Annotated in this window: 19 protein-coding genes; 13 read left to right on the top strand and 6 right to left on the bottom strand. The window is 70.9% G+C overall.

What is annotated here, in order from left to right:
* Positions 1-31: 31 nt before the first annotated feature.
* On the top strand, positions 32-607 hold the full coding sequence (locus tag E4K62_RS08835) for a hypothetical protein (protein WP_135066378.1): 576 nt from the start codon (positions 32-34) through the stop codon (positions 605-607).
* A gap of 3 nt (positions 608-610) precedes the next feature.
* Here the strand turns inward: E4K62_RS08835 and pdxY are convergent, their stop codons facing one another.
* Positions 611-1,462: a pyridoxal kinase PdxY gene (pdxY, locus tag E4K62_RS08830; protein WP_135066375.1), complete on the bottom strand. Its 852-nt coding sequence runs from the start codon at positions 1,460-1,462 to the stop codon at positions 611-613.
* A gap of 66 nt (positions 1,463-1,528) precedes the next feature.
* On the opposite strand from pdxY, the gene E4K62_RS08825 reads away from it, so the two are divergent.
* Positions 1,529-2,725: a DUF418 domain-containing protein gene (locus E4K62_RS08825; protein WP_135066372.1), complete on the top strand. Its 1,197-nt coding sequence runs from the start codon at positions 1,529-1,531 to the stop codon at positions 2,723-2,725.
* A 12-nt stretch (positions 2,726-2,737) separates the two neighbouring features.
* Here E4K62_RS08825 and E4K62_RS08820 read toward each other — a convergent pair whose 3' ends face one another.
* The gene (locus E4K62_RS08820; protein WP_135066369.1) at positions 2,738-4,066 is read right to left on the bottom strand and encodes an aminotransferase class I/II-fold pyridoxal phosphate-dependent enzyme; all 1,329 of its coding nucleotides are present in this window, start codon (positions 4,064-4,066) and stop codon (positions 2,738-2,740) included.
* A gap of 90 nt (positions 4,067-4,156) precedes the next feature.
* Here E4K62_RS08820 and pdxS point away from each other — a divergent pair, with 90 nt between their 5' ends.
* The 3 genes from pdxS to E4K62_RS08805 are packed head-to-tail and all read left to right on the top strand — an operon-like array spanning position 4,157 to position 6,200.
* On the top strand, positions 4,157-5,041 hold the full coding sequence (gene pdxS / locus E4K62_RS08815) for a pyridoxal 5'-phosphate synthase lyase subunit PdxS (RefSeq protein ID WP_135066366.1): 885 nt from the start codon (positions 4,157-4,159) through the stop codon (positions 5,039-5,041).
* Between the two features lie 2 nt (positions 5,042-5,043).
* A complete protein-coding gene (gene pdxT, locus E4K62_RS08810) occupies positions 5,044-5,634 on the top strand; it encodes a pyridoxal 5'-phosphate synthase glutaminase subunit PdxT (protein ID WP_135066363.1) in 591 nt (196 codons plus the stop codon).
* A gap of 41 nt (positions 5,635-5,675) precedes the next feature.
* Complete coding sequence (locus tag E4K62_RS08805; RefSeq protein WP_135066360.1) at positions 5,676-6,200, top strand: DUF1697 domain-containing protein; 525 nt, start codon at positions 5,676-5,678, stop codon at positions 6,198-6,200.
* Here the strand turns inward: E4K62_RS08805 and E4K62_RS08800 are convergent.
* The gene (locus tag E4K62_RS08800; RefSeq protein ID WP_135066357.1) at positions 6,184-7,563 is read right to left on the bottom strand and encodes a pyridoxal phosphate-dependent decarboxylase family protein; all 1,380 of its coding nucleotides are present in this window, start codon (positions 7,561-7,563) and stop codon (positions 6,184-6,186) included. The genes E4K62_RS08805 and E4K62_RS08800 overlap by 17 nt on opposite strands.
* 56 nt (positions 7,564-7,619) lie before the next feature.
* Complete coding sequence (locus tag E4K62_RS08795; RefSeq protein WP_135066354.1) at positions 7,620-8,552, bottom strand: phosphotransferase; 933 nt, start codon at positions 8,550-8,552, stop codon at positions 7,620-7,622.
* Between the two features lie 32 nt (positions 8,553-8,584).
* On the opposite strand from E4K62_RS08795, the gene E4K62_RS08790 reads away from it, so the two are divergent.
* From E4K62_RS08790 to E4K62_RS08755, 8 genes are all read left to right on the top strand, one after another.
* A complete protein-coding gene (locus tag E4K62_RS08790; protein WP_135066351.1) occupies positions 8,585-9,346 on the top strand; it encodes a YebC/PmpR family DNA-binding transcriptional regulator in 762 nt (253 codons plus the stop codon).
* 68 nt (positions 9,347-9,414) lie between these two features.
* The gene (gene ruvC, locus E4K62_RS08785; RefSeq protein ID WP_187270370.1) at positions 9,415-10,017 is read left to right on the top strand and encodes a crossover junction endodeoxyribonuclease RuvC; all 603 of its coding nucleotides are present in this window, start codon (positions 9,415-9,417) and stop codon (positions 10,015-10,017) included.
* Positions 10,018-10,026: 9 nt separating this feature from the next.
* On the top strand, positions 10,027-10,647 hold the full coding sequence (gene ruvA / locus E4K62_RS08780; RefSeq protein ID WP_135066349.1) for a Holliday junction branch migration protein RuvA: 621 nt from the start codon (positions 10,027-10,029) through the stop codon (positions 10,645-10,647).
* On the top strand, positions 10,640-11,665 hold the full coding sequence (ruvB, locus tag E4K62_RS08775; RefSeq protein WP_135066346.1) for a Holliday junction branch migration DNA helicase RuvB: 1,026 nt from the start codon (positions 10,640-10,642) through the stop codon (positions 11,663-11,665). The genes ruvA and ruvB overlap by 8 nt, the downstream gene beginning before the upstream one ends.
* A gap of 77 nt (positions 11,666-11,742) precedes the next feature.
* Positions 11,743-12,189, top strand: a complete 447-nt coding sequence (locus E4K62_RS08770) for a preprotein translocase subunit YajC (RefSeq protein ID WP_135066343.1) — start codon at positions 11,743-11,745, stop codon at positions 12,187-12,189.
* Positions 12,190-12,222: 33 nt separating this feature from the next.
* A complete protein-coding gene (gene secD / locus E4K62_RS08765; RefSeq protein WP_135066341.1) occupies positions 12,223-13,944 on the top strand; it encodes a protein translocase subunit SecD in 1,722 nt (573 codons plus the stop codon).
* Positions 13,944-14,933 carry a protein translocase subunit SecF gene (gene secF, locus E4K62_RS08760; RefSeq protein WP_135066337.1) on the top strand — a complete coding sequence of 330 codons (990 nt, stop codon included), beginning with the start codon at positions 13,944-13,946 and terminating at the stop codon, positions 14,931-14,933. Before secD ends, secF begins: the two co-directional genes overlap by 1 nt.
* A 57-nt stretch (positions 14,934-14,990) precedes the next feature.
* On the top strand, positions 14,991-17,243 hold the full coding sequence (locus tag E4K62_RS08755) for a RelA/SpoT family protein (RefSeq protein ID WP_135066334.1): 2,253 nt from the start codon (positions 14,991-14,993) through the stop codon (positions 17,241-17,243).
* A 7-nt stretch (positions 17,244-17,250) separates the two neighbouring features.
* On the opposite strand, the gene E4K62_RS08750 is transcribed toward E4K62_RS08755, so the two are convergent.
* Positions 17,251-17,811 carry a type IV toxin-antitoxin system AbiEi family antitoxin gene (locus E4K62_RS08750; protein WP_135066331.1) on the bottom strand — a complete coding sequence of 187 codons (561 nt, stop codon included), beginning with the start codon at positions 17,809-17,811 and terminating at the stop codon, positions 17,251-17,253.
* A 91-nt stretch (positions 17,812-17,902) separates the two neighbouring features.
* Positions 17,903-19,168, bottom strand: coding sequence for a DUF349 domain-containing protein (locus E4K62_RS08745; RefSeq protein WP_135066328.1), 1,266 nt, complete (start codon positions 19,166-19,168; stop codon positions 17,903-17,905).
* Positions 19,169-19,245 lie beyond the last annotated feature (77 nt).

Genomic DNA, 19,245 nt, shown 5'->3' with positions numbered 1-19,245 from the left:
CGCGCAGACGCGGCGCGGGTACCGTGAGGGGATGACCTCCGCCCCACCGCGCCCCGCACGTGCCGCCGGCCTTCTCGTCCTGGTCGCCGCCGCGACGTTCTCGATCGCAGGCTGCACGCCGGCCCAACCCACCCCGGAACCCTCGAGCACGGGGGAGTCGGCGCCGGAGGAGACGACCCCCGCCCCGCAGGAGACGGCGACCGGGCCGGCAGGGGATGCTCTCGCCGAACGCGATGCGTTCTTCGCCACGCAGGGGCAGCCCAGCGACGGCTCGCTGCCGACACCGCAGACGCCCGAGCAGCAGGAGTTCCTCGACCAGCAGCGGGCGTACGTCGAGACCCAGGGCGGCACGTGGGACGAGTTCTACGACGGCGTCGCCCTCGCCGTGACGCTCGACGCGTGCGAGACGTCGATCCTCAACGGTCACGAGATCGGCGTCGACACCGCGCGTCTGCACATCGACAGCTCGCCGTTGATCGCCGAGATCGCCGGTGGCGATGCCGACGCGACTCAGGGGCTCGCGAGCATCATGGTGTTCGGCACCGCCTTCGTCTGCCCCGCAGACGCACCCCAGTGGGAAGCGGCCTACACCGCCCTGTACGGCTGAGTCTCAGCGGACCTGGCGCACCGCGAACTGCAGGCGCGGGTGCGCGTATGCCTCCTGCGACTCGACGAGCTGGAGCTCCCGCTCACCTGAATCGAACGTGCGCTGCAGCAGGTCGAAGACGCTGGATGCGGTGCGCGCGAGCGCGTCCGCAGCATCCCGCGTGCGCACGTAGTGTGCGGTGAACAGAGCTGCCGTGACGTCGCCGGACCCATTGGCCTTCATCGGCAGCAACGGCGTCTGGACGATCCACGCACCCGAGTCGTCCGCCACGAGCATCTCGATCGTTTCGGGCTCGCGGTCGGGGCGCTCCACGCTCGTGACGAGGATGGTGCGCGGACCCATGGCACGCGCGGCGTCGACGGAATCCAGCGTGGACTCCAGGGTGTCCGGCTCCGTGCCGGTGAGGAAGCCGAGCTCGAACTGGTTCGGCGTGATGATGTCGGCGACCGGCACCACCCGTTCGCGCAGCAGCTCGGGGATCGCCGGTGCCACGAAGCACCCGGACTTGGCGTTGCCCATCACCGGATCGCACGCGTACAGGGCGTCCGGGTTGGCGGCCTTGACCCGCCCGACCGCCTCGACGATGACATCGCCGATGCCCACGCCGCCCTGGTACCCCGACAGCACGGCGTCGATCTGCGGGAACACGCCTCGCTCCTCGATGCCCGTGATGACCGCGGCGACATCCACCGGATCGATCAGCGGTCCCCGCCATGCCCCGTATCCGGTGTGGTTGGAGAAGTTCACCGTGTAGACGGGAAGCACCTCCACGCCGATGCGCTGCAGCGGGAACACCGCCGCGGAGTTGCCGACGTGACCGTATGCGACGGCGGACTGGATCGACAGGATCTTCACGGCTCGATCATCCCACTTCCGCGCAGACCTTCACGCCTCCCGCGTCGGCAGATACGCTTCTGCGACATGAGTGACGCGACCGTGCTGCCCGCTCCGAGGTCCTCTCGGCCCCGCATCGATTCGCTGGACGTGGTGCGCGGTGTGGCGATCATCGGAACGCTCGGCACGAACATCTGGGTGTTCTCCCATCCCTGGGGTCTGGTCGGCCTGCTGGCCGCCCCGGTCCCACCCGGCACCAGCGCGGCCGAGGGCGTGGCGCAGCTGGCACTCATGGCGCTGTCGCAGGGGAAGTTCCTCGCGCTGCTGTCCCTCGCCTTCGGCATGGGCGTGTTCATCCAGCACGACGCCGCACAGCGCGCCGGTCGTCAGTGGCCGGGGCGTTACCTGTGGCGGGCCGCCCTGCTGTTCCTGGACGGCGTGGTCAACTACATCCTCATCGCCGAGTTCGACGTGCTGATGGGCTACGCCGTCACCGGCGCCATCGTCGCGTGGCTGCTGATGACCCGGCCGCGGACGCAGCGGGTCATGATCGCCGTCTTCGGCGCCCTGCACCTCGTCCTCATCACCGGGATCGTCATGCTCGTCGCGCTGAACCCGTCCAGTGGCAGCCCCCCGCCCGGACCCAGTCCGTACGCGACCGACTCGTTTCTGGGCCTCGCCGCGTTCCGCCTCGACAACATCGTGCTGTTCCGCGCCGAGCCGGTCCTCATCGGCTTCCTGACGCTCGCCATGTTCCTCATCGGCGCCGCCCTGCTGCGGGCGCGCATCTTCGCGGCGGAGGGCGCGGGTCTCCGGCGCCGGCTCATGATCGCCGGAGCGGTCGCCTTCCCCGTCGACGTCGCCCTCGGCGTGGCCGGGGGACAGGCCGGACTGCTGGCGGAACGGTATGTCGTCGCGCCGCTGGTCGCCCTGGGCGTGCTCGCGCTGATCGCCGAGGTGTGCCTGCGGCGCGGCACGGAAGGCTGGGCGGCGCGGCGGGCGCGGGAGGTGGGCCGGGTGGCGCTGAGCGCGTACATGCTGCAGAACCTGCTCGGCGGCGCGCTGTTCTACGGCTGGGGGCTGGGACTCGCCGAGACCGCCGCCGAGTGGCGCATCCCGGTCACGGTGGCCGGTTTCCTCGCCATCACGGCGGTCGTGGTCCTCTCGGCACACCTCTGGCTGCGCCGTTTCGCCCTCGGTCCGGTCGAATGGCTGTGGAAGCGCGCAGCGAACATCGGCTCCCGCCCCGCGCGCGACACCGTCACGCCCGCGCGAGGGCGCTGAATCCGCGCGCCGTCAGCGCCCGGCGGGGGTCGTGGCCTCGGCGATATCCGCCGCGAGGCGGTCGGCATCCGCATCCGCCAGATCGTGGACGGTGATGCGCAGATGCGGGCTCTGTGCCGCGCCGTCCAGCGCGAATTCGTCTCCGGTGCGCGCGAGCCAGCCCCGGCGCATGAGCTGCTCGGACACGAGGCGGGCCGGTGCCGACAGCGGCACCCACAGGTTGAGCCCGTCGCCGGGATCGCAGGCCACCCCGTGGGCGCGGAGACGCTCGGCGAAGGCGGCGTTGCGGTCGGCATAGTGCGCCGAGGCGCGGGCGAGCAGCTCGCCGACGTCGGGATCGGTGACGAGCGCGTGAGTCAGGCGCTGAAGCAGGTGACTCACCCACGTCGTGCCGGGACTCAGTCGCATGGCCAGCCGCTCGGCCGTACGGGGGTCGGTACCGGCCACCGCGAGGCACATGTCCGGCCCCAGGAACTTCGAGACCGACCGAACCAAGGCGAAACGGCGGTGCGCCGGGCCGATGATCGAGTGGTAGGGCCGGCGGGAGAGCATCGAGAAATGGTCGTCTTCGATGACGAGGACGTACGGATGCTGCGCGAGCACCGCGCGCAGGTCGGCGGCGCGCTGGGCGCTGAGGCTCACGCCGGTGGGATTCTGAGCGCGCGGGGTGCAGACCACGGCGCGCACGCCGGCATCCAGCGCGGCGTGCAGCCCGGCGACCGTCATGCCCTCGTCGTCGACGGGCACCGGCACCGCCCGGTAGCCGCCGAGGCGGACGGTGTGGATGGCGGAGAGGAAGCAGGGCGTCTCCAGCGCGACGGCATCATCCCGGGTGAGGGCCTGGGCCAACAGTCGTTCCACGGCGTCGACGGCGCCGTTGGTGACGGTGACCGCGAGCTCGGCCGGCGCGAGGTCGGCACCGAGCCACTGGCGGGCCCACGCCTCGAGGTCGCGGTCGATCACCGGCTCCCCGTACAGCACGGGGCGTCCGGTCACCCGCGCGAGGGCGGTGGAGAGATCGGGGATGAGAGCGGGGTCGGGGTTTCCGGTCCCGACGTCCCGCAGCACGCTGTCCGGGGCGAACCCCTCCTGGGGAACGGCGGATCGGTGAGCGATCCGCGTGCCGGCGCGGCCGCCGGCCACGACGAGGCCGGCGTGGGAGAGCTGCCGGTATGCCGCCACGGCCGTGTTGCGGTTCACGCCCCGCTGCTCGGCCAGCGCGCGCACCGGGGGGAGGGTGTCGCCGGGGCGCAGGTCACCGCGCTCCACGAGGGCGCGGATGCTGTCGGCGATCTCGCTCGCCGAGCGCCCGAGGATCTCGGCGTGGACTTCTTCCTTCATCACGCGGAAGTCTACGGAACATGCCGTGCTATGTTCTGGCCTAGGTCAAAGCTCGTCATGGCATCAGACCCTCTTCGAAAGGACGTCGACATGGTCACCACCGGCACGGATCGAGTCAAGCGCGGACTCGCTGACATGCTGAAGGGCGGGGTCATCATGGACGTCGTCACCGCGGATCAGGCCCGCATCGCCGAGGACGCCGGCGCCGTGGCGGTCATGGCGCTCGAACGGGTGCCCGCCGACATCCGCTCGCAGGGCGGCGTCGCGCGGATGAGCGATCCCGACCTCATCGACCAGATCATCGCGGCCGTGTCGATCCCGGTCATGGCCAAGGCCCGGATCGGGCACTTCGTCGAGGCGCAGGTGCTCCAGGAGCTGGGCGTCGATTACATCGACGAGTCCGAAGTGCTCTCGCCGGCGGACTACGTCAATCACATCGACAAGTGGCCGTTCGCCGTGCCCTTCGTGTGCGGTGCGACCAATCTCGGTGAAGCCCTCCGGCGGATCACCGAGGGTGCCGCCATGATCCGATCGAAGGGTGAGGCCGGCACGGGCGACGTGTCGGAGGCGACCAAGCACATCCGCACCATCACCGGTGAGATCAACCGGCTCCGGTCGCTGACGAAGGATGAGCTGTACGTCGCGGCGAAGGAGCTGCAAGCGCCGTACGAGCTGGTCGCGGAGGTCGCGGAGACCGGCACGCTTCCGGTCGTGCTGTTCACCGCCGGCGGCGTGGCCACGCCCGCCGACGCCGCGCTGATGATGCAGCTGGGAGCGGACGGGGTGTTCGTGGGCTCGGGCATCTTCAAATCCGGCGATCCCGCCCGGCGTGCGGCGGCGATCGTGAAGGCGACGACGTTCTTCAACGAGCCGGCCGTGCTGGCGGAGGTCTCGCGTGGCCTGGGCGAGGCGATGGTCGGGATCAACGTCAGCGACCTGGCCGCGCCGCACCGGCTGGCCCAGCGCGGCTGGTAGCGATGACCGCTCGGCTCCGCGTCGGCGTGCTCGCGCTGCAGGGCGATGTGCGCGAGCACGTGCGGGTGCTCACGGCGCTGGGCGCCGACGTCGTACCGGTGCGCCGCCCCGACGAACTCGCCGCCGTCGAGGGCATCGTCCTTCCCGGCGGGGAGTCCAGCGTCATCGACAAGCTCGCGCGCGCGTTCGGGATGCAGCAGCCGCTGCGGGACGCGATCGCCGCGGGGCTGCCGGTCTACGGCACGTGCGCGGGGATGATCCTCCTCGCCGATGAGATCACCGGCGGCATCGCGGGGCAGGAGACCTTCGGGGGACTGGATGTGCGCGTGGCCCGCAACGCCTTCGGCAGTCAGGGCGACTCCTTCGAGACGGAGCTGGCGGTGATGGGGTTCGACGGCCCCGTGCATGCCGCCTTCATCCGTGCGCCCCTCGTCGAGCGCGTGGGGGAGCGCGCGCGGGGCATCGCCTCGCTCGCCGACGGGCGTGTCGTCGCGGTCGAGCAGGGACCGCTGCTGGCCACGGCGTTCCACCCCGAGGTCACGGGGGAGACGCGGTTCCACGAGCGGTTCCTCGCGCACGTGCGCAACCGCTGATCCCGTCGCGGGGCACCCGCGGAGCGGCCTACGCTGAGCGCGTGACCGAGTGGGTGGCGCTGCTGCGCGGGGTGAACGTCGGCGGGATCACCGTGCGCAGCGCGGATCTGCGCGACGAGCTCGCGGGCCTCGGCCTGACCGACGTGCGCACGGTCCTCGCCAGCGGCAACGCGACCTTCACCGCCGATGAGTCGCGAGCGCACCTGAAGACGCGGATCGAGCAGGCGCTGCGCGATCGATTCGCCTATGACGCGTGGGTGCTGGTGTTCCGCCGTGACGAGCTGGCGGCGGCCGCGGCCGCCTTCCCCTTCGACGCCGGCGACGACTCGCGCCAGCCGTGGGTGCTCTTCTGCGCGGATGCGGCGACCCGCGACGAGCTCGTCGCCGCATCCGCATCCCTCGATGCCGACCTCGATCCGGTGGCCGGCGGCCCCGGCGTCGTCTACTGGAACCCGGCCAAGGGATCCAGCACCGACACCCCGTTCGCCAAGCTGATCGCCAAGCGCGCCTACAAGGAGCGCACGACCAACCGGAACCTGCGCACGGTGCTCAAGATCCTCGCGTGAGGGGCACCAGCCGGGCGAACGCCTCGAGGGTGCGCCGGATGTCGGATTCCTGCGTCGACCACGACGACATCGCGCAGCGCAGCACGGCGCGACCGGCCCACTCCGCGCCCGTGACGGCAGCGGTCCCCTCCTCGAGGATCGCCGCCCCCAGTGCGCGGGTGTCGGCGTCGTCCTCCAGGCGGAACATCACCTGCGTGTAGTCGACCTGGTTCATGATCGTCACGCCGGGGATGTCGCGCAGCCCGCGCTCCAGGGCGAGGGCGTTGCGATGCATCCGCTCGACGAGATCCGCGACCCCCGCACGGCCGAGGCTGCGCAGTGCCGCCCACACCGGCACGCCGCGGGCCCGGCGTGACAGCTCGGGCGTGAGGTCCCATGGATCCAGGCCGGAGTACATGAGGTAGTCGCCGCCGGTGCGGAACACCGCGATGGAATCGGCCGGATCGCGCACGATCGCCATGCCGCAGTCGTAGGGGACGTTGAGGGTCTTGTGCGCGTCGGTCGTCCACGAATCCGCACCGTCCATTCCGGCGGTCAGGTGCGCGAGGGCGGGGGATGTCGCCGCCCACGCACCGAAGGCGCCGTCGATGTGCACCCAGGCGCCGGCCGCGCGGGCGAGCGGCACCAACTCGGTGAAGGGGTCGAACGCCCCCGTGTGCACCTCGCCGGCCTGCAGGCACACCACGAGGGGGTCGTCGCCGCAGTCCTCCAGGGCACGGCCGAGGGCGGCCGGCAGCATCCGGCCCTCCTCATCGGCGGCCGCGACGACGAGGTCGTCCTGCCCGATGCCGAGGAACCGCGCGGCGCGATCGACGGAGCCGTGGCGGTGCGCGCCCACGACGAGCCGCACGCGCGGCGCGCCGTGCAGTCCCTGCCGGCCGAGGTCCCACCCGCGCCGGCGGAGGACGGCGGCCCGGGCGGCGGCCAGGCACACGAAGTTCGACACCTGCGCGCCGGTGACGAAACCGACCGAGGCGGTGGCGGGGAGCCCGAGCAGGTCGAGGATCCACTCGCCGGCGACCTGCTCCAGCGCCACGGTCGCGGGGGTCAGCGTGCTCGACCCGGAGTTCTGGTCCCACGTGGACACCAGCCAGTCGGCGGCGAGCGGCGCGGGGAGGGTCGCGCCGATCACGAACCCGAAGAAGCGCGCTCCGGGGATCGCGACCAGTCCGGGGTCGGCGCGTTCGGCGAGTTCTCGCACCACCTCGTCCGCGGGCCGTCCCTGCTCCGGAAGAGGTCCGCCGACGCGCTGGAGCATCCCCTCGAGCCCCGCCCGCGGCCACACCGGCCGCTCGGGCAGAGTGGCCAGGAACTCCGAGGCGGCGGCGTGCGCGGCCTGCAGCGCACGTTCGCGTTCGTCCACGACGTCAGTGTGGACCCGGGTGAGACGGGGGACAAGAGAGCCGGCGGCGACGCGCGTCAGAGCAGTTGCCGCAGCCACTCCAGCGTCACCGCCGCCTGCGCACGCTGGAACGCACGCAGATGCGGGATGCCGGGAGGATCGGGCCGGCCGGAGGACCACAGCAACCAGCCCGCCCAGGCGGCGACCATCCGCCGCACCGCACCCGGATCCGCGCCGGCGCCGAGAGGAGAGCGTGCGAACACCTCCGCGGCCGCGGGGCCGCCCTCGAGCGACACGGTCGGTGCCAACAACACGGCATCCACCCACGGTGCGCCGCGCCCGGCGTGGGGCCAGTCGAGCACGTGCACGGTGTCACCGTCGATGAGGACGTTGTCGCTGCGCAGGTCCATGTGCACGATCGCATCGCCGGCGGTGTCGGCGGCCACGCTCTCCCGCTCCCACCGGGCGAACTCTTCGACATGCGCGGCTGCCCAGGCGGGCACGCCGGCCCCTCTGGCGGCGCCGAGGCGGGTCCACCCGACGAGGGATTCCTTCAGGCGCGGTCCGATGGGAGCCAGCACCGGGGGAGCGGGATGCGCCGCCAGCGCGGCGTGGGCAGCAAGGACGAGGCCGAGGTCGGCAGCGGTCCAGGGCCCGCCGGGGTGACGACCCTCCACCGCATCGAAGGCCAGGACGACCCAGCCGTCCCGCACGAGACTCCAGCGCAGGGCGGGCGCGACGCCGGCGGGGAGTGCCCGCGCGATCTCCGCCTCCCGCGTGTGCAGGCGGAAGGTCTCCGCGTTCGTCGCGCCGTCACCGGCCTTCAGGAACAGCCGCCCGCCGCCGGCCAGGTGCAGGACGCCCGCGAAACCCGGACTGAACCCGGTCGCCGCCAGGTCGGTGGCGACGACGTCGCCGCCCGCGCGAGCGGTGATCGCGTGTCGCACGGCGGCGGGAAGATCAGCCCAGGCGACCCGCCCCGTCGGGGGCGGATTTCCCGGTGCGCTCATCGGCCCATTGTGCCCCGCATAGAATTGCCTGCATGTCCGGCCACTCCAAGTGGGCGACGACCAAGCACAAGAAGGCGATCATCGATTCGCGCCGTGCCAAGTCCTTCGCCAAGCTCATCAAGAACATCGAGGTCGCCGCCAAGATGGGCGGCGCCGACCTCGCAGGCAACCCGACGCTGTACGACGCGGTGCAGAAGGCCAAGAAGACCTCGGTGCCCAACGACAACATCGACCGCGCCATCAAGCGTGGGGCGGGCATCGGCGGGGAGGCCGTCGAGTACACCTCGATCATGTACGAGGGGTACGGGCCCAACGGCGTGGCGCTCATGATCGAGTGTCTGACCGACAACAAGAACCGCGCCGCCGCCGAGGTGCGCACGGCCCTCAGCCGCAACGGCGGCAACCTCGCCGACCCCGGCAGCGTCGCGTACAACTTCACGCGCAAGGGCGTCATCGTCGTGTCCTCGGAGAACACCACCGAGGACGACGTGATGCTCGCGGTTCTCGATGCCGGCGCCGAGGAGATCCAGCCCCACGGGCAGGGGTTCGAGGTCATCACCGAGGCCTCCGACCTCGTGACCGTCCGCAGCGCCCTGCAGGATGCGGGCATCGACTACGAGTCGGCGGATGTGGAGTTCGTGCCCAACCTGAAGGTCGAGATCGACGCCGACACGGCTCGCAAGGTGTTCCGCCTCATCGACGCGCTGGAGGACAGCGACGACGTGCAGAACGTCTTCAGTAACTTCGACCTCACGCCCGAGGTCCAGGCCGAGCTCGAGAACGACGAGGACTGAGCGGCCCGCACGCCGCCCTCCGGGCGCGCCTCGCGAGGTGCGCGCGTGACGCCGCCTAGCGTGGGGGAGTGACCTCCCGCCCGCCCCTGCGCGTCCTCGGCATCGACCCCGGGCTGACCCGATGCGGTGTGGGGATCGTGGACGTGGCCCCCGACCGCAGCGCGCGCCTCGTGCACGTGGGCGTCGTGCGCTCGGCAACCGACCTGCCGATCGAGCGGCGCCTCGCCGTGATCGCGGCGGGCCTGCGGCAGGTCATGGCCGCGCATTCCCCGCACGTGGTGGCGGTGGAGCGGGTGTTCGCGCAGGACAACCTGCACACCGTCATGGGCACAGCTCAGGCCAGCGGTATCGCGCTGCTCCTGGCCGCCGAGCACGGCCTGCCCGCCGCCACGCACACCCCCAGCGAGGTCAAGGCGGCCGTGACCGGTTACGGCTCGGCCGACAAGCGGCAGGTGCAGGCGATGGTGGCCCGCGTCCTGCGCCTGGACGAACTCCCGCAGCCGGCGGATGCCGCCGACGCCCTCGCCCTCGCGCTGTGTCACGCGTGGCGGTCAGGGCCGGGCGCCGCCGCGGTGACGGGGGGAGCCCTCACCCCCGCACAGAAGGCCTGGCGCGACGCCGAGCAGCGGACCACGCGTGTCGCTCGAACAAAGATCCGAACCCGCACGTAGGCTCGGTCCATGATCTCCTCTCTCACGGGCGCCGTCGCGCACGTCGACGATGACGCGCTGGTCGTCGTCGTCGGTGGCGTCGGCTTCAGCGTCGCGGTGGTCCCGCAGCTCGCCCGGACGGTCGCGGTCGGCTCCGACATCCACCTGCACACGAACCTCATCGTCCGCGAAGACGCCCTTGCGCTGTTCGGCTTCGAAACCCGCGAAGAGCTCGTCGTGTTCGGCCAGCTGCTGAGTGTCACTGGCGTCGGCCCGAAGTCGGCGCTGGGCGTGCTGTCATCGCTCACCGTGCCGCAGATCGCCGAGGCCGTGGCCGCCGACGACGACGCGCCGTTCAAGCGGGTGTCCGGCATCGGCCCCAAGACCGCCAAGCTCATCGTCGTCCAGCTGGCCGGCAAGCTCGCGCCGCCCCGGTCTGCCGCGCCGGCGACGGCTCGAGCCGCGGGCGCCATCCCGGCGCAGGTCGCCCAGGCGCTCATCGGCCTGGGGTGGTCCGAACGCGTCGCCGCCGAGGCCGTCGCGAGCGTCGCCGACGGAGCATCCGAGACCGATCGCGCGTCGGTCCAGGCGCTCCTGCGGTTGACGCTGTCGGTGCTGGGACCGGCACGCCGGGAGCCCGCCGGTGGATGACGTGCGCGACGCCGGTGCGCCGGAGGACGAGGGCGAGCTCGCGATCGAGGGAGCTCTCCGCCCCACGTCGCTGGCCGACTTCGTCGGCCAGCACAAGGTGCGCGGGCAGCTCCAGCTTCTCCTGGACGCCGCGCGCATCCAGCAGCGATCGCCCGACCACATCCTCCTGTCCGGTCCGCCGGGCCTCGGCAAGACGACGCTCGCGATGATCGTCGCCCACGAGAGCGAGCGGCCGCTGCGGCTGTCCAGCGGCCCCGCCATCCAGCACGCGGGCGACCTGGCGGCACTGCTGTCGAGCCTCACGCCGGGTGAAGTGCTCTTCATCGACGAAGTGCACCGCATGGCGCGCTCGGCGGAGGAGATGCTCTATCTCGCGATGGAGGATTTCCGCATCGACATCATGGTCGGCAAGGGTGCCGGGGCCACGAGCATCCCGCTCGACCTCGCGCCGTTCACGCTCGTGGGCGCGACCACGCGCAGCGGACTGCTGCCCAACCCCCTGCGCGACCGGTTCGGGTTCACCGCCCACTTGGAGTACTACGAGCCCGAGGAGATCGAGCGGGTCGTGGAGCGTTCCTCCGCGATGCTGGGCGTCCCCCTTCCCCCGCGCGCCCGCGCCGAGATCGCGCGGCGATCGCGGGGCACCCCGCGTATCGCCAACCGTCTGCTGCGGCGCGTGCGCGACTACCTCGTGGTGCACGGCGAACTGGATGCCGACCTCGATGCCGTCGGCGCCGCCCTCACCCTGTACGACGTCGACGCCATCGGGCTCGACCGCCTCGACCGCGCCGTGCTGGACGCCCTCGTGCGACGGTTCCGCGGGGGACCGGTGGGCCTGTCGACCCTCGCGGTGGCCGTGGGTGAGGAAGCGGAGACCATCGAGTCGGTCGTCGAGCCGTACCTGGTGCGCATCGGCTTCATGGGGCGGACGCCGCGCGGGCGCATCGCCACGCCGGCAGCCGCCGCGCACCTGGGCGTGCACGCGGACGACGGTGCGCTGCGACTGCATGACCTATAATCGCTGAAGGCTATCGCCGCCAACTTCCCTTATGGCAGTGCCGCAGCGGCGCGCCCAAACCGAAAGGTGCCCGACTGATGGAACTCGCGGACTTCTTCGCAAATTACGGGCTCATCATCCTGCTCGTCCTTCTCCTGATCTTCATGTTCTGGAGCTCCCGCCGTCGCATGCAGAAGCAGAAGCTGGAGATGGAGGCCAAGGCGCGCCAGACCGTTCCGGGTGCTGAGGTGCTGCTGCAGGGCGGCCTGTACGGCACCATCGTCGAGTACGACCCCGATGACCTCGACAAGCCCGCACGCGTGGAGATCGCCCCCGGCGTCGACATCAAGGTGCACAGCCAGGCCATCCTCCGCATCGTGAACGCCGCCGAGGGCACCGTCACCGAGGACGAGTACATCGAAGCCGAGGAGACCGAGGCGGAGTACGTCGCCGGCGTCGCAGACGGTGACATCACCTCCCTCAGCGACGACCAGAAGCGCGCACGCGACGCCGACGGCGAGCCCACGGACAAGCCCCAGGCCTGACCTCCCCGCTTCCACGTACAGAGAGCTGACTTCGTGGCGCCTTCCACTCCCGTTCGATCCGCGTGGCGCGCGCTGACCGGACTGCTGGCCATCACGGCCGTGCTGTTCGGCGTGAACGCTCTGGGCGTCCACGTCTTCCAGCAGAGCTCGTGGACCCCTGAGCTGGCGCTCGACCTCCAGGGCGGTACGCAGATCATCCTGGAGGCGCAGACCGCCGACGGGGCCGCCCCCTCCGCCGAGCAGATGCAGCAGGCGGTGACGATCATCCGCCAGCGTGTGGATGCCACGGGCGTCGGCGAAGCCGACATCACCACCGAGGGCGGACGCAACATCGTCGTGCAGATCCCCGGTGAGGCCGACCCCGAGACGCGCGAGCGCATCGAGGCGACCGCGCAGCTGCAGCTGCGTTCCGTGCTGTACGCCGGGGCGCCGGCGACGACCTTCGTGGGCGAGGACGGCGCCGAGACGCCGTACCCGTCACCGGACCCCGCACTGCCGGCCACCCCGACCGCCGAGCCCACCAACGGCAGCGATCTGGCCTGGATCACCCCTGCCCTGCAGGCGCAGTTCCTCGCGTACGACTGCGCGAACCCCGCCAACGACCCTGCGGACGCGCCCGCCGATCAGCCCCTGATCACGTGCGACGCCGGACAGACGATCAAGTACATCCTCGGACCCGTCGAGCTGGACGGCACGTCGATCGACGACGCCACCAACGGCGTCGACCCCCAGAACGGCCGCTGGGTCGTGAACCTCGATTTCAACGACGAGGGCACCGAGGTCTTCGGCAAGATCAGCCAGCGCCTGTTCGGGGCCACGCCGCCGCTGGACCAGTTCGCGTTCGTGCTGGACGGATCGGTGCTCTCGGCGCCCCAGATGAACGGCGTGATCCTCGACGGCAACCCGTCGATCAGCGGCTCGTTCACGCAGGAGTCGTCCAAGACCCTCGCCGATCAGCTGAAGTACGGTGCCCTGCCGCTGAGCTTCGCGGTGGTCAGCTCCGACACCATCTCGGCGACGCTCGGCTCGCAGCAGCTCCAGATCGGCCTGATCGCCGGTCTCATCGGGCTCGCGCTGGTCGCGATCTACTCCCTTGTGGTCTACCGCGCCCTGGGCTCGGTCATCATCGCGTCCCTCGCCGTGATGGGCGTCCTGACCTACATCGCGCTGTGCATCCTCGCGTGGCGCATGGGCTTCCGCCTGTCGCTGGCCGGTGTGGCGGGTCTGATCGTGACGATCGGCTTCACCGCCGACTCGTTCATCGTGTACTTCGAACGCATCCGCGACGAGCTGCGTGACGGCAAGTCGATCACCAGCGCGGTGGAGGACGGATGGTCGCGCGCCAAGCGCACGATCTACATCTCCAAGTCGATCAACATCCTCGCCGCCGTCGTGCTGTACATCCTCGCCGACGCGACCGTGAAGGGCTTCGCGTTCACGCTCGGGCTCACCACCGTCATCGACATCGTCATCTTCATCCTCTTCACCCACCCGGTGATGCAGCTGCTCGCCCGCACGCGCTTCTTCGGATCGGGGCATCCGCTCTCGGGCATGGATCCGAAATCACTCGGTGCCGTGTATCGGGGGCGGGCCCAGTTCCGCGCGCCGCTGGTGGCCGAGCGCGGCCGTGCCGCGCGCTCGCGCGGGGAGGCGCAGCGCCGCCAGACGATCGCCGAACGCAAACAGGCCGAGTTGTCGGGCTCGAAAGGCCGGAGCGGCGATACGCTCACGGCCGTCAAGGAGGATGACGACTGATGCGCACCATGGGTCAGCTCGGTAACGACCTCTACACGGGCAAGACGTCCTTCCCCTTCGTCGGCCGCCGTCGGCTGTGGTTCATCATCGCCGCGATCCTCGTGATCGGCTCGGCGCTGGTCCCACTGTTCCGCCCCGTCCAGCTGTCGATCGAGTTCACCGGCGGGTCGCAGTTCACCGTCTCCGGGCTCACCGCGCCCGACCAGACGCTCGCGTCCGAGGCGGTCGAATCCGTCGTCCCCGATGCGACCACCCGAGTGACCACCGTCGGCGATTCCGCCGTGCGCGTGCAGACCGACCAGATGAGCAACGCCGAGACGCTCGAGGTCTCCTCGGCTCTCGCCGACGCCTACGAGGTCTCCACCGCAGAGGTGACGGCATCCTTCATCGGGCCGTCCTGGGGGGCCGACGTCACCCGGCAGTCGCTGTGGGGACTGGCGATCTTCCTCGCGCTGACCTTCCTCATCCTCGCGCTGTACTTCCGCACGTGGAAGATGTCGGTCGCGGCCATGGTCGGCGTCGTCGACGTCCTGATCATCACCGTCGGGATCTACGCCCTCTGCGGCTTCGAGATCTCGCCTGCGGCGGTGATCGGATTCCTCACGATCCTGTCGTACTCGCTGTACGACACCACGGTCGTCTTCGACAAGGTCCGGGAGAACACCCGCGACGACGGCGAGATCTCCGGCCGGACGTTCGGGGAATCGGTCAACCTCGCCGTCAACCAGACGCTCATCCGCTCGATCAACACGACCGTCGTGGCCGTGCTGCCGGTGGGTGCGATCCTGTTCATCGGCGCGATCTGGCTGGGCGCCCGCACCCTCAGCGACATCTCGCTGTCGATCTTCGTCGGCACGATCGTGGCGGCGTACTCGACGCTGTTCGTCGCCGCGCCGCTGTACTCGCTCATGCGTGAGAGCGAACCGGCGCTGAAGGAGCGCGACGCGCGCGTGCGGGAGTCGCGCGAGCGCGCCGGCGTCCCGGCCTGATCCGGCTTGGCGCGGGCGTAGGATGAGCGCTACGAAGCGAACAGGGGAGGTGGCACCATGACCGAGATCGTGCCACCGGTGACCCAGACCTCATCACTGCGCCGCCTCGTCCCCCGGATCTTCTCGCGCTCGGCCAAGCGCGACGGCGTCGACCAGCTGCTGCGGACCGTGCGCACCCACCACCCCAAGGGCGACCTCGGCATCATCGAGCGTGCCTACGCGGTCGCCGAGCGCAAGCACGAGGGGCAGAAGCGCCAGAGCGGCGAGCCGTACATCACCCACCCGCTCGCGGTCGCACAGATCCTCGCCGACCTGGGGCTCGGGCCCAAGGCGATCGCCGCCGCGCTGCTGCACGACACCGTCGAAGACACCGGATATCCGCTCGACGAGCTCGCGGCGGAGTTCGGCGACGAGGTCGCGATGCTGGTGGACGGCGTCACCAAACTCGACAAGGTCAAGTACGGCGAGAGCGCGCAGGCCGAGACCGTCCGCAAGATGATCGTGGCGATGTCGCGCGACATCCGCGTCCTCGTCATCAAGCTCGCCGACCGCCTGCACAACGCGCGCACATGGGGCTTCGTGCCGCCGGAGAAGGCCGCGAAGAAGGCCACCGAGACGCTCGAGATCTACGCGCCGCTCGCGCACCGCCTCGGCATCCAGGCGATCAAGACCGAACTTGAAGAGCTCTCCTTCGCCGTCCTGCACCCCAAGCTCTACGCCGAGATCGAAAGCCTCGTGAAGCAGCGCACCCCGCAGCGGGAGCAGTACGTGCAGAACGTCATCGCCGCCGTCGACGCCGACCTGCGCGAGCTGCGGATCCGTGGACGCGTGGTCGGGCGGCCCAAGCAGCTGTACTCCGTCTACCAGAAGATGGTCGTACGCGGCCGCGAGTTCGACGACATCTACGATCTCATCGGCATCCGCGTGCTCGTCGGCACCGTGCGCGACTGCTACGCCGTCCTCGGCGCCATCCACGCGCGATGGACGCCGCTGCCGGGGCGGTTCAAGGACTACATCGCCACGCCGAAGTTCAACCTCTACCAGTCGCTGCACACGACCGTCATCGGTCCAGGCGGCCGCACGGTGGAGATCCAGATCCGCACGCACGAGATGCACCAGCAGGCCGAGTACGGCGTCGCTGCGCACTGGAAGTACAAGGAGCGGCTGGCCGGCGGCAAGACCGACGGCAAGGCGGTCGACACCGACATGGCGTGGCTCGCGCACATCTCCGACTGGCAGGCCGAGACCGCCGACCCGGGCGAGTTCCTGGACGCGCTGCGGTTCGAGATCGGCGCGAAGGAGGTGTACGTCTTCACCCCCAAGGGGCGGGTGATCGGCCTTCCCGCCGGCGCCACGCCGGTGGACTTCGCCTACGCCGTGCACACCGAGATCGGTCACCGCACGATGGGGGCCAAGGTCAACGGCCGGCTGGTGCCGCTGGAGTCCGAGCTCAAGAGCGGCGACGTCGTGGAGGTGTTCACCTCCAAGAACCCCGACGCCGGCCCGAGCCAGGATTGGCTCAGCTTCGTCCAGAGCACGCGCGCGCGCAACAAGATCCGCGGCTGGTTCACCAAGGAGCGACGCGAAGAGGCGATCGAGCAGGGCAAAGAGGCGATCGCGCGCGCGATGCGCCGGCAGAACATGCCGCTGCAGCGCCTCATGAGCCAGGACTCCTTCACCGAGGTCGCCCACCAGCTGCGGTATGAGGACGTCGCCGCGCTGTACGCGGCCGTGGGGGAGGGCCATGTCTCCACGCAGTCGGTGATCGAGAAGGTCACCGCCCTCGTCGGGGCCAACGACACCTCCACCGGCCCCATCGAGCTGCCTCAGGTCGGACGCAGCAAGGCGCCGCGCGGCGGCGATTCCGGAGTGCTCGTGCGCGGGGCTCCCGACATCCTCGTGAAGCTCGCCAAGTGCTGCACTCCGGTGCCCGGCGACGAGATCGTCGGGTTCGTCACCCGCGGCAGCGGTGTGTCGGTGCACCGCACCGACTGCACGAACGTCAAGTCGCTCCGCGAGGACCCCGAGCGCATGATCGACGTGGAGTGGGCCCCGACGTCCAAGAGCGTCTTCCTGGTCCACATCCAGGTGGAAGCACTCGACCGCTCCGGCCTGCTCAGCGACGTGACGCGCGTGCTCAGTGAGCACCACGTCAACATCCTCTCGGCCACGGTCCAGACCACCAACGACCGCCTGGCGATCAGCCGGTTCGTGTTCGAGATGGGCGACACCGTGCATCTGGACCGCGTGCTCAATGCCGTCCGCCGCATCGACGCGGTGTACGACGTCTACCGCGTCACGTCCTCCTGACCGGCGATCATCCGCACGCACTCGGCGCCGACGCATCCGCCAGCCCGGTGAGCAGGTCTGCCGCCCGTCGCCGGTGCGGGATGCGGGGATGCGCGGCGAGCCACGCCAGCCCCAGCCCGGCGATCTCCGGTTCGCGCGCCGCCCACGAGCGCAGGGCGTCGTCGTGCGCTTCGCCCGGTGTCCGGGCGAGGTCGGCGGCCGTGCGCGCGGGCGTGGTCACGAGGATGCCGCCGACGCGGCGGAGGTCATCGGCTCCGACACGGGGGTCGTGGTAGACCAGGCGCCGGTCGATGACGTGATGCAGCCGTTGCGGCGCAGCCCGCTGGCCGCTGTGGCGGGCGGGCGGGTCGTCCACCGCGCCGTAGACCCATGCGGCGGACAGATGCGACGCGGCCATCGCGTCGCCCAGGAGCGTCGTGAGACTCGCCGCCCGCAGGGGCGCCGTCTCCACCACGTCGGCGGGAACGAATCCCTCGCCGAGTGCGACGAGGTGGCCGTCCAGGCACGCCGCCGTCAGCTCCGCCTGCGACAGGCGCCGTCCGGGGAAGTACAGGAACGGGGATGCCACATCGGCAGTCTTGCGGTGCGCACGCCGCCGGCGACGCGTGCGCCGCGAAGCTGTGGAGAGCCGCTCGATGGCGGCGAGAGGGGAGAAGCGGTCAGCCGCCGACGGCCCGCAGCCACGTACGGCGCGCCTCGAGCGCCTCGCGCGCCTGCGTGGCGGCACGGGCGTCCCCGCGTGCTTCGGCCTCGGCGACCTCGGCCTCGAGCTTGTCGATGGCCTCGGTCAGCTGGCGGGTCATGTCATTGGCCCGCGCCTTGGTCTCGGGGTTGTTGCGCTTCCAGTCCGCTTCCTCGCGCGTGCGGACGCTCTGCTCGACGGCGCGCAGCTCGTCATCCAGTGCGCGCTCGATGTCGCGGGGGTGCACGCGGCCGATCTCGTCCCAGCGGCGCTGGATGGCCGTCAGGAGGGAGCGCGCACGGGTGAGGTCGCGTTCGTCGACGATCGGAGCGGCTTCGGCCAGGAGCGCGCGCTTGGCCTCGATCTTCTCCTTGGAGGCCTCCACGTCGGCGGCCTCACGCTGGGCCCGTGCGCCGTACAGGGCATCGCCGGCGGCCTTGAATCGGGCCCACAGTGCGTCGTCGACCTTCTTGCCGGCGCGGCCGGAGCTCTTCCACTCGTCCAGGAGGTCACGGTAGGCGCCGATCGCATCCTCACCGCGCGGGGCGAGGGCCTCGGCACGTTCCACGAGGCGGGTCTTGGCGTCGCGGGCGGCCTTGTGCGTCTGGTCGAGGCTCGCGTAGAACTCGCGGCGGTGACGATCCACCGTCGCGCGCGCGTCGCGGAAGCGGCGCCACAGCTGCTGGCCGACGGCACGGGGCAGGCGCGGTCCGTTCTGCTGGTGACTCTGCCACCGGTCGAACAGCGCCGTCATCTCCTCCGACGCCTGCTTCCACTGCACCGTCTGCGGGTCGCGCGCGGCCAGAGCCTCGGCGGCCTCGACGATGCCGGTGCGCTCGCGCACGGCCTCCTCCACGGCCTCCTTGGCGGCGGCCGTCTCGGCTTCGCTGGCTTCGGCGAGGGTCGCGGTGAGCGCGTCCAGTCGCGTACGGAGGTTCTCCAGATCGCCCACGGCCGCAGCATCCGCGATGCGGGTGCGCAGCGTCTTCGCCGTCGAGCGCAGGTCGGCGGCGGATGCTCCGCCCCGGCGTGCGCGCGCCTCCAGAAGTGTCACCTCGCCGGCGAGGTCGGTGAATTTGCGCTGGTAGTAGGCGAGGGCCTCTTCGGCCGTGCCGTCGGGGTATTGCCCCACGACGCGCCAGGATTCGCCCTCGCGCACCGACACGGTGCCGTCGTCATCGACGCGGCCCCATGCGGTCTGCGGGGCGGGGGTGGTGTCGGAAGTCTCGGCGTCGGCAGTCACGGAAGGCACCTCATCGCGGCTCGGGCCGCCTACGGTTAGGGACCCCTTGAGCCTAGTACGTCACCCGGCGGTGGCGC

Origin of the sequence: Microbacterium wangchenii, assembly GCF_004564355.1 — a bacterium.
Lineage (GTDB): Bacteria > Actinomycetota > Actinomycetes > Actinomycetales > Microbacteriaceae > Microbacterium > Microbacterium wangchenii.
The sequence above is the reverse complement of the archived record's forward strand: the minus strand, read 5'-3'. Positions and strand labels throughout refer to the sequence as shown.

What these genes read in the sequence shown, in the direction of transcription:
- E4K62_RS08790 (WP_135066351.1), top strand. Translation starts at nt 8,585, where the DNA reads ATGTCCGGCCACTCCAAGTGGGCGACGACCAAGCACAAGAAGGCGATC.
- secF (WP_135066337.1), top strand. Translation starts at nt 13,944, where the DNA reads ATGCGCACCATGGGTCAGCTCGGTAACGACCTCTACACGGGCAAGACG.
- E4K62_RS08755 (WP_135066334.1), top strand. Translation starts at nt 14,991, where the DNA reads ATGACCGAGATCGTGCCACCGGTGACCCAGACCTCATCACTGCGCCGC.
- pdxS (WP_135066366.1), top strand. Translation starts at nt 4,157, where the DNA reads ATGGTCACCACCGGCACGGATCGAGTCAAGCGCGGACTCGCTGACATG.
- E4K62_RS08825 (WP_135066372.1), top strand. Translation starts at nt 1,529, where the DNA reads ATGAGTGACGCGACCGTGCTGCCCGCTCCGAGGTCCTCTCGGCCCCGC.
- E4K62_RS08770 (WP_135066343.1), top strand. Translation starts at nt 11,743, where the DNA reads ATGGAACTCGCGGACTTCTTCGCAAATTACGGGCTCATCATCCTGCTC.
- pdxT (WP_135066363.1), top strand. Translation starts at nt 5,044, where the DNA reads ATGACCGCTCGGCTCCGCGTCGGCGTGCTCGCGCTGCAGGGCGATGTG.
- E4K62_RS08835 (WP_135066378.1), top strand. Translation starts at nt 32, where the DNA reads ATGACCTCCGCCCCACCGCGCCCCGCACGTGCCGCCGGCCTTCTCGTC.
- ruvA (WP_135066349.1), top strand. Translation starts at nt 10,027, where the DNA reads ATGATCTCCTCTCTCACGGGCGCCGTCGCGCACGTCGACGATGACGCG.
- E4K62_RS08820 (WP_135066369.1), bottom strand. Translation starts at nt 4,066, where the DNA reads ATGAAGGAAGAAGTCCACGCCGAGATCCTCGGGCGCTCGGCGAGCGAG.
- E4K62_RS08795 (WP_135066354.1), bottom strand. Translation starts at nt 8,552, where the DNA reads ATGAGCGCACCGGGAAATCCGCCCCCGACGGGGCGGGTCGCCTGGGCT.